The sequence below is a fragment of the Xenorhabdus bharatensis genome, from assembly GCF_037996705.1.
Lineage (GTDB): Bacteria > Pseudomonadota > Gammaproteobacteria > Enterobacterales > Enterobacteriaceae > Xenorhabdus > Xenorhabdus bharatensis.
Map to the genome: position 1 here is coordinate 1 of NZ_JBBMXG010000040.1, position 8,937 is coordinate 8,937.

At 45.0% G+C, this 8,937-nt stretch carries 9 protein-coding genes and 2 pseudogenes; all 11 read right to left on the reverse strand.

Features of this window, described 5'->3' with window-relative positions; translation table 11 throughout:
- Positions 1-146 precede the first annotated feature (146 nt).
- A complete protein-coding gene (locus AAC855_RS20835; RefSeq protein ID WP_340612070.1) occupies positions 147-1,808 on the reverse strand; it encodes a terminase large subunit in 1,662 nt (553 codons plus the stop codon).
- On the reverse strand, positions 1,805-2,158 hold the full coding sequence (locus AAC855_RS20840; RefSeq protein ID WP_340612071.1) for a phage terminase small subunit P27 family: 354 nt from the start codon (positions 2,156-2,158) through the stop codon (positions 1,805-1,807). Before AAC855_RS20840 ends, AAC855_RS20835 begins: the two co-directional genes overlap by 4 nt.
- A gap of 119 nt (positions 2,159-2,277) precedes the next feature.
- Complete coding sequence (locus AAC855_RS20845; protein ID WP_340612072.1) at positions 2,278-2,703, reverse strand: HNH endonuclease; 426 nt, start codon at positions 2,701-2,703, stop codon at positions 2,278-2,280.
- Complete coding sequence (locus tag AAC855_RS20850; RefSeq protein ID WP_340612073.1) at positions 2,703-3,005, reverse strand: head-tail connector protein; 303 nt, start codon at positions 3,003-3,005, stop codon at positions 2,703-2,705. The genes AAC855_RS20845 and AAC855_RS20850 overlap by 1 nt, the downstream gene beginning before the upstream one ends.
- Positions 3,002-3,324: pseudogene (locus tag AAC855_RS20855) on the reverse strand (phage head closure protein). Before AAC855_RS20855 ends, AAC855_RS20850 begins: the two are co-directional and overlap by 4 nt.
- The gene (locus AAC855_RS20860; protein WP_422824417.1) at positions 3,321-4,538 is read right to left on the reverse strand and encodes a phage portal protein; all 1,218 of its coding nucleotides are present in this window, start codon (positions 4,536-4,538) and stop codon (positions 3,321-3,323) included. The pseudogene AAC855_RS20855 and the gene AAC855_RS20860 overlap by 4 nt, the downstream one beginning before the upstream one ends.
- A 2-nt stretch (positions 4,539-4,540) precedes the next feature.
- Positions 4,541-5,089: an HK97 family phage prohead protease gene (locus AAC855_RS20865; protein ID WP_340612076.1), complete on the reverse strand. Its 549-nt coding sequence runs from the start codon at positions 5,087-5,089 to the stop codon at positions 4,541-4,543.
- An 18-nt stretch (positions 5,090-5,107) separates the two neighbouring features.
- Positions 5,108-6,253, reverse strand: a complete 1,146-nt coding sequence (locus AAC855_RS20870) for a phage major capsid protein (RefSeq protein ID WP_340612077.1) — start codon at positions 6,251-6,253, stop codon at positions 5,108-5,110.
- Positions 6,254-6,378: 125 nt separating this feature from the next.
- Positions 6,379-6,774: a DUF1240 domain-containing protein gene (locus AAC855_RS20875; protein ID WP_340612078.1), complete on the reverse strand. Its 396-nt coding sequence runs from the start codon at positions 6,772-6,774 to the stop codon at positions 6,379-6,381.
- Entirely contained in the window at positions 6,771-7,694 is a 924-nt protein-coding gene (locus AAC855_RS20880; protein ID WP_340612080.1) for a hypothetical protein, read from the reverse strand. The genes AAC855_RS20875 and AAC855_RS20880 overlap by 4 nt, the downstream gene beginning before the upstream one ends.
- Before the next feature lie 338 nt (positions 7,695-8,032).
- A pseudogene (locus AAC855_RS20885) lies at positions 8,033-8,830 on the reverse strand (primase-like DNA-binding domain-containing protein); the annotation flags it as partial.
- Positions 8,831-8,937: the final 107 nt, after the last annotated feature.

Here is an 8,937-nt window from a genome sequence, read left to right on the forward strand (position 1 = left end):
GTGTGGCTGCCATATCTGTAATCCATATTGCACCTCTCGTGCAACACAGTATCGCAGCTAAAGCTGACCGACTAAAGTCGGTGGTTTTAACCTTTCATATGGAAAAATAAAGGTGAGGTATCTCACCTTTTGAGCATTTGATTTTATTAAACACCATCAAAGATATTCAGTTTCTTCTGCTGTTCTTCACTCAAGTTAAATGCAAAGTCTTCATGTTCCACCTGCCATGTGCCAAAGCTCATCAGAAACGCAATCGCAGGGTCGATTTTGTTCGCTGATTTCCTCTTATTCGGTTTGATATTGGCGTTAGCGTCCGTTTCCATCACCACATTAGACATCGCCCATGCCAGCACCGGATCGCCGTTGTGACGAATGATTTTGCGGTTAACGAACACCTCAGCCGATTTAGCCACCGGGCTAAAACGCATATAGGTTTGCGGGAACGGCTCAACATCCAGCCCTGCACCCTGTAATTGTGTTCGCAGGTGCGTAGCGTTCCATGTATCAAAACCCACCAGTTTGATATCAAAGTGCTGGCTGTCTTTCAGAATATCATCACGGATACGGTCATAATCAATGCAATCGCCTTGTGTGGTACGTATCCAGCCCATTTGTACCCACTGGCGATAAATAGCCCGATTCTTATTGGCGGGATTCTGTAGCTGAGCTTCGGGCAAGTAATGGCGGGTCAGTAATAACAGTTCGTTATCCACGGGGAAGGTGTAACAGATGCTGGTGATATCACCCGTTGAGGATAAATCCAGTCCAGCGTAACACTCCAAACCTTTGAGGTCGTTTTCATCATAATCTGTCTGACAGGCTTTCCATGCACCTTCCCCCATCCACGGCGTTTCGCCCTGACACCAAATATTAAAACGTTTGGTTAGCATCTCTGTCCATTGTGAGGGAATGCCCCGCGCTTTCTGAATTGTGTCATGCAAAGCGGTGCTATCCACGGAGATATTCAGATTGGGATTGGCTTTTATCCAGAGTGACTCATCATCAATCTCGTGCTCGTCGTCCAGCTCGTAGATCAGGGCAAACAGGGATTCGTTCTGTTCTTCGCCGTTGAGTATCTGACAGCAATAATCATAGTGCTGCTTACAGGCTGAGATCACGTTACTACCTGCCGTGGTAATGGCAAACAGAATACCTTCGGGACGTGCACCCATTCCCAGCTCAAGAGCAGAGTAGACGGCGTTATCAGGGTGCAAATGGTATTCATCAATAATCGCCAGACTGGGGTTAGTACCTTCGATGGTAGCAGCTTTTGCTGCCAGCGGTTTTAACAGGCTATTGCTCTTGGCATAGGTGACTTTATGCTGTTGGACAGTTACCCGTTTTTTAAGCGGTTTTGATAGCAGGCACATCTGGCGGGCATCATCAAACACAATACGCGCCTGATCGCGACTCACGGCGGCGGTGTAGATATCCTGCTGACCTGACTCCATCACAAGAAACCAATTTGCCAGTATCGCGGCAACGGTAGATTTGGCATTTTTGCGCGGCACCTGAATATAAGCACTGCGGTATTTTCGGTGTCCGGTTGCTTTGATCTTGAAGCCGAACAGATTAGCAAAGGCAAACTGCTGCCACGACTCTAATATAATCGGTTTGCCTCGCAAATGGCCTTTGACGTGCGGACAGTAACGGGAAAAGGCAATAAACCGTGCCACCACCTCCGAATCAAACACATAAAGCGGGTTATTCAGGTCGTTAAAGTAGCGTTTCACGGCCTGTTTTACCCGTTTACAGGCCGGAATGGTGCCGTTTTCGATATCAAAAGCGTACTGTTCCCATGCGTTCATAGTCGGTCTAGCTCGTCCTCTTCTTCTGTTTCCACCGGATTTTTCCGCCGTGATACGGGGTCAAAACCCAGCAATGCAGACATTTTTATCATGATTTTTTCGGCATCGGCTTTGGCGCTCAGTGATGGGTTACGGCTTTCACTGCCCTGACTGTTTACGATGCTAAAGCCTCGGATATCAAGGTCTGCCACGGCTTTTCGGTAAATAGAGTAATTAACGCAGTACAGTTCTAAATTGTTCCAGTCGGCGGCGTTCAGATCTTCCCGTTCGCTTAAGATTTTGCCTTTGGCCTTCCATTGACTGGCGGCAATATCGTTTAAATAAGTGGGCGGTTTGGGTACTCTTGCCATAATGTTCTCTGTTCCTTGTGATTTTATTTTAAAAAAAATTGCCGGGCGTAAAAATTGAAGGAGGGGGCGGTTCCGCTCAGAGGGGTGTTTGTCATTTTTGATACCCCCACCCCGTTATTTCATTTCATTATTATTCCAAGGCTAACCAACCGTGCCGCTTCTGCTTCCTGTTCTTGATAGCTTCCCTGTTTGCGCTTGGCTTTGGTGATGGGATCTGTCTGTACCGTCTTACGGTTGTGGCAGGCATGGCATAGTGCTTGATGATTGGATACAGGCCAAAACAGTACATCCGCTTCACCTTGTATCGGGATGATATGATCCACAATGGTTGCAGGCATGTAGCAGTTCAGCTTGAGGCAATGCACACATAAGGGGTGCGTTTTGAGATACATCAATCTGTATCTGCTCCACCGGTTACTGTAGCCACGTTCGGTACGTGTACCGCGCTGCCTGTTCTGTTCCCGCCGATGTGCCTCACATCGACCGGACTTCACCCGTTGCTTACAACTCGGATAGCTACAACGTCTTAACGGTTGCCACGGCATCAGTAGATCCCCACATCACGATAGACAGACCACAATGATTTGATGGTGAAAGGCACTTCTTTTAGCTCAACATCGGTTGCCATTTCCCGATTCTCATACAGCAAGCTGATATAGAGCAGGCAACCGACTTTAATCGCTGGGGTAAAAACCAGATTATCACCAAACCGTTTACCGATATGTTGCTGACAGACTTCCAATGCAGCATCGGCATAACCCGTTAATAAGCTATCATCAAGGGTGTAATCTTCCTCCAGTCGGCAATGCTGTTTGATTTCACTCAGGGGAATTTCAATCTGGCTCATCGGAATATCCCTCCCTTGCAAAGCAACTCTAAGCGAGTGTATTTCGCATCGGGGATGACCGCCATAATGCTAAAAGCTGTGCCCGTCGTGTTCGCTCCGTGAAAGGTAATGCTGTTCGCTGTCGATAACGCAGCCAGATACGCACGGTGGCTTCTGAGAACACTGCGCCGGATGCCACCAGTTCCCGCCCGCTAATGGCTTGGACTTCTGCCCAGACCGTGGTTAAATCCACCCAGTTGTTGAGCACTTCACCAAATTTACCCCGACTGGCTTCATTTTTTTGGATCGTCACCCGATGCCGTAATCTGCCTGCTCTCATTCGTTACTCTCCTTGTCTTGTTTGATTTCCACGGTTTGCTTCCATGCCTGACTGAATTCATCGCCGCCGGCACGGGGTGATAATCCCTCGCGTTCACGGGCTTCATTCGGGCACATCACGCCGGATTTAATCGCGGTTTCATAACTCTGAAAACGTTCTTTCGGATTAGCGCGAAGCAGGTCGGCGGTATCAAATTCCACCTGATAACGAATGCCCCGTTTGGGTGAATTCATCAGTAAAGCGGATTTGATTTGCTGTTCGAAATTGGCTAACCACGGGCGCATGGTAATAGTCAGAAAAGCGCGGGATGCTTCACTAAAGTTACTGTAGGTACTGTTCGAATATTCTTGCAGAAATATCGGACTGACATTGAACATACGGGCGATATCTTCAATAGTGAAACGGCGGGAGGACAGCCACTCCGCATCCTGATTGCTCATGCCTAACTGCTGGTAATCCATCCCACCCTCAAGAATAGGCGTTTTGCCTGCATTACGTGCACCCTTGTAGCGTTCTAGCGCTTCCAGTGCCTTATTCCCTTTGATGCCATCCAGCCAATCAGCGGCTTTAATCACGCCTGCCGCCATCATGCCCTCTTTCATAATGCTGGCACCGTGGCGCTGTTGCGCCAATCCCAAACCCAGCGTTTCACGGCAAATCGTGACGGGTGAGCGACCAAGAAAGCCATCTTCCGTGGCATAGCGCAAATGTAAAACTTCTTCCTGTAGATAGGTTTTGACCTTGCCGCTATAGGGTTCGGTGATGGTGTAAGCAAAGCGGTGATCCGATAATCGTTGCGGCACAACCGCTGACGGTGGGTAAGGGTGCAACGATTGTGGCTGTCCGTCTTTTCCCCAGACGATGACTGCATACGCATTACCATTGAGTAAGCAATGGCGCATTAAGGTTCGTTTAAACTGAAACGGAGTCTGGCAGTCATTCGGGTATTCATTAAGCAAATAATCTACCGGATGATCACTCAACCATTCGCGGGATTCTTTCCCGTTCTGGTGCTGAACCCGATAAAGATAACAGGGCATGGTGGCAATGGCTTCACTAATCACGGTGACGGCATTCATTACTGCGGGTAAACCCTCGGCGGTCGAAGGTGAAACATGTTCGCCCGATTTAGTGTTAGTTATGCCTGCCAGAGAAAAAAATTCATCTACCGTCATGCTACGTCGTTCTGGAGCTTTTAGCTTAAAAGGCCACATCATCACACCTCAGACAGTCGCAGCCAGTAATGGCGCAAATCCACATTGCAGGGCTTCACCGCATTTAGCGAACGTTTGGCAATCTCTACGCCACTTTCAGGATAAGCGGGTAAACTGGTGATAGTAATTTCCCGTAATTCAGCCTCTAAGACGGTTCTGACATACGGTGTTTGACTGGTATCCCACTGATCTTTGATTGCCCTGAATCCGAAGCTCATTCCGGCAATATCACCCCGTTCAACCAACGCCAGTACATCGCGCCCCAATTGCGTATCCGGTAGGGTGAGTTCGAAACGTAATCCGCTGGCATCCTCACTCAATTGCAATGTGCCGGATGTGGTACGGCCTAACAGATTCGTATGATCATGTTCATACAGTGCCCTGATATCTGCGCCTGTGGTTAAGCTGGCGTTAAAGGCATTTGGGGCGAACTGCTCGACAAATTCATCCCACAAGACTTGTGATCGGCTGTTCCACTTAATCACATAGCCTGTCAGTTTCTTGTCATTGGCAGATAATGAAGCGGTACGGATTTCAAAATCATTCTTCATCGATAAACTCCAAGATTATCAAGAGGCTTTGATTTCCAGCACTTTGATTGCGTTGGAATCCACCAGCCCACCCCCCAGATATTTATCAGTGTGTATCTTATAAAATCCCGGTTCGGTGATATTGTCAGGACGGGTACGAATGCCCGTTTGATGGTCAACGATGAAGTAACCGCGTTTGAAGTCACCTAGCGCAATGATGTTATCCGGCATAAATTCGAGATAGTGGACAGGCAAGCCCAGCAACATATCAGGATCACCCGCTTGCAGACGTTCGCGCCAGATGTAATCGCCATTACCGTTTTTCAGTTTCTGCACGTTGGCGGCAGTTGTGGAGTTCATCACCCACACTGCATTTTTACGATATTTATTCCTGAGCAGGAATTTCAGGTCAATCAGGCTATCGGCTTCAAGGTTAGTTGCTTCCAGCTTTTGTAGTGTACCGAATGCACGTACCTTGTCAGTTTGGGTATCACGGGGATAAGACAGAAAGCCTTTCGCTTTTTTGCTACCATCACCACTCACAAGATCGGTTTCTTCGGTGTCTACAAAGGTGTCAGCGATTTCTGAGGTTAACCAGCCCAGAATATCGACATCGCTAAAATCGATAATTTCCTGCGTGGTTTTGGGATAAGAATAGATAGGAAACAGTTTGATACTGACTTCTTCCATCTTCGGTGTCGCCGTCTCACCGCGTGTCTTACCTTCTTCCCCGTGAGCAACCGCTGCGCCACCGACCGACACAAGCTGTTTATATTCATTGCTGCGTGTGGTCTTAATCGTACAGATTCGGCGCATAACCGACTCATCAGCCAATTGCTGCATGATTTGTTTATTCAGCTCAGGGATAACGGTATAACCGCCGTCTGCGGGAACGCCTGTAGACAAGGAACGGACTTCGCCAGTCAGAATATAGTGGCGTAGTTCATCATTATTGAGTGTTTTACTGGTTGGCGGGTTCTTTGCCTGATTACGTTCTTCATCAGATAAAGCCTCATAACGGGCAATTTCCGTATTCAGGTTATCGGATTGGCTGCGCAGCTCGTCGAACTGTTTGGCTTCATCAGCATTGAGTGAGCGTTTTTCGTTTTCGGCTTGAGTAAGTAACGAACGCATTTGCTGGGTTAAATCGTTTTTTTGCTGGCGTAATTCGAGTAGTTTTTTCATTGTGTCTTATGGTTATTTATTTTCCTCAAAGACACTATTTAATACTATCTAAAATAATTAAAAAGCCTCTAAACTTTAGAGGCTAAACAGGACAAAACATAAGGACAGAATATTTACAAAAAATTTCATTTACACAGCGATAAATTTTTGACGTAAGTAGTTGGCGACATCCACGATATTTTATCACATGTTAAATAACCATCATTTTTTAACTTATAGCTCACATAAAAAGATATAGGCAAACTAACGATGAATGATGTAACCATCAGCATACTTAAGTACTTGACAATAACCTTGTTAAATTTAGGCAGCCTATCAAATAGAAAGAAAAAAATAGAACCTGATAAAGAATAAAACAATAGAGGAAAAGACATAAAACATATGATAACGGCGCTAGAAAATGTTATTTCATCTCTCATTAGTATTAATGAAATAGCAGAATCAACAACTAAGCTCATCATAAATGTCAGTCCTAACAACAGAATTAGCACACCTAATGCTTTAACATATTTACTCTTCACCTCATCCTTCCTAATCCGTTAAAAAAATGTCGTAAATCCGCTTCTGGCGCTCTTGGTTTTCTGTCCCTTTGTTCTTTTAAAAATGCTATTAATTTTTCACTTATTCCATATTGTTTATCAAGAACGTCCAAACCATAAGCAACCAAAAAACCCGTTACCAAAACTATTCCAGCAGCAGCAATAATACTCCCACCTACAATGGCTGTTGCAGTTAAAACTGTACCAACAGCCCAAGATGCGGCCGCAGTAATGGCTGTTTTAGCCATATCAATTGTTATGTTTCCGAGAAAATCAGCTAAAGTATACTCATCCTTAAAAATACTTTCTACGACTCGATATCCAATAGAAAAGATGATGCAGAATCTAACCCCTCTTACAATGCTGTTATTAAGACCCTGCTGCCCTATCCCCATCCCTATCATTTGAGGATGATTGGCACCGTATCGTGTTCCCCTGACAAGTCTCCTAAGACCTGCATGCCCCGACACATGAATATACGTGCGGCCATTTTCTGCCACATGTGTTCTAGCCGTGATATTTAACCTCTGAAACTCTCGGCAAACATCATAAAATCCTCGTGAATCATAGATATTTCCGGCATAAGGAGAAATAGGATCTGTGACAGAAAATACATGTGACATAGGACCTTTTGTCTGGCCGTCCTCTTCAATACCTCTTGCCAGTGATTCACCGTGACTTGGATTTTGTGGACGACTAGGATTGATATCTTCAATAATGCTTTGGGCTTGAGCTAATGTAAGAACGTAGTGATATTGAGTATTCTTATTTAATTCCTTTTCCAATCCTATACTATCAAAAAATTCATGCTGAGGTATTAACTGGTTAATTCCCACTTTTCCATTTAAATAATCCCCCAAATAACCGTGCCAAGTGGGATTATAATCTTTACGTCTGGTCATTTAAGCTCTCCATACGATTTCATATTGAATAATTCCAAATGTCACCATAATATTAATAAAAAATAACGGACTTATATCCGGTGACTCCCCTATAAATCTTTTTGAAACCATCCACTGTACACACTATGCAAGATTTTTAAGAAGCCTGTCATATCTGGGTTTGTGGCCATTAATATGGTATTCATTAACTATTCATCTGTTAACTAAAACCTTTTTAGATTATGTATGGGATGTATACTTAGCGTACAGAGGAAGAATAACTATACATCCTATTTTTATATTTAAAATCAGAAAAATACGCTATTTAATGTACAGAATGTATAGTTAAACCTAAAAACCTATAATGGTATAATGTTGAGATCTTTATGCTCAGGTAACGATGGAAGCCATTCTTCCGCTTCTTCCGACAACTCAACATTATAAGAATATCCTCTCGTTGTTCTCGCCTTTCGATAATCCTTCCGGTACTCCTGCATAATCTTAGGAATAGATTCGCCAAATTTAGTCAATGTCAGCGGGCGTTCAAAACCGTGCGCTTCCATAAAAGAAAGATAAGCATGATATAAATACATTCTTGGTGCCCGTGGACTGATGTTCTTATTTCCCATCTTCATCCCAGTGGCCTCATTGACGGTTACCAGATAACCGCAGAAACGATACAACGGATCGGAATTGCTTTTCACCGTTAATGCCTCGTTAGAATCGCGTTGCGCCTGTAGTAGCTTTTTAGCTTTGTTCTGGTCGGCAAATTCGTTTAATAAATGGCGGATAATGACCGGCAATTCCCGACTGATTTTCTCCGGCAAGTGTGGATCTTTCTCTGGCTCTTTGACCGGAATGTTAAACGGGAATATCACCCGCCGTCGTGCAATACCACCATTGCGTTCTGTGAAGCTCATTGGCTCGTTATTGGTGGCTAATACCACTGCCTTAATGACCGTAGAAAATTGCTTCTCATATTTCCCGTCAACTTCGATTAAATCACCGCCAGTAATCGCCTTAATGCCCGCGCCTTCACCGACATATTTAACCTGATCGGGCAGCGTAATCAGGCTTTTCCCGACAAACTGATAACGTCCTCTGGCTTCATCCAGCGCCTTCATATTGCCACTGGCGGTATTGTGTTCACCTGCTAGGTAGTGTCGTCATGAATAATTTTGTGCAATAATGATGCCCCATTATTCCATTACAAAAGTCGATTAATCATGAGTACACCCGCACACCGCCGCCACGATATTTCAGA

Excerpts from the sequence above, each read along its gene's own strand:
- AAC855_RS20835 (WP_340612070.1), bottom strand. The coding sequence starts at position 1,808 with ATGAACGCATGGGAACAGTACGCTTTTGATATCGAAAACGGCACCATT.
- AAC855_RS20840 (WP_340612071.1), bottom strand. The coding sequence starts at position 2,158 with ATGGCAAGAGTACCCAAACCGCCCACTTATTTAAACGATATTGCCGCC.
- AAC855_RS20845 (WP_340612072.1), bottom strand. The coding sequence starts at position 2,703 with ATGCCGTGGCAACCGTTAAGACGTTGTAGCTATCCGAGTTGTAAGCAA.
- AAC855_RS20850 (WP_340612073.1), bottom strand. The coding sequence starts at position 3,005 with ATGAGCCAGATTGAAATTCCCCTGAGTGAAATCAAACAGCATTGCCGA.
- AAC855_RS20860 (WP_422824417.1), bottom strand. The coding sequence starts at position 4,538 with ATGTGGCCTTTTAAGCTAAAAGCTCCAGAACGACGTAGCATGACGGTA.
- AAC855_RS20865 (WP_340612076.1), bottom strand. The coding sequence starts at position 5,089 with ATGAAGAATGATTTTGAAATCCGTACCGCTTCATTATCTGCCAATGAC.
- AAC855_RS20870 (WP_340612077.1), bottom strand. The coding sequence starts at position 6,253 with ATGAAAAAACTACTCGAATTACGCCAGCAAAAAAACGATTTAACCCAG.
- AAC855_RS20880 (WP_340612080.1), bottom strand. The coding sequence starts at position 7,694 with ATGACCAGACGTAAAGATTATAATCCCACTTGGCACGGTTATTTGGGG.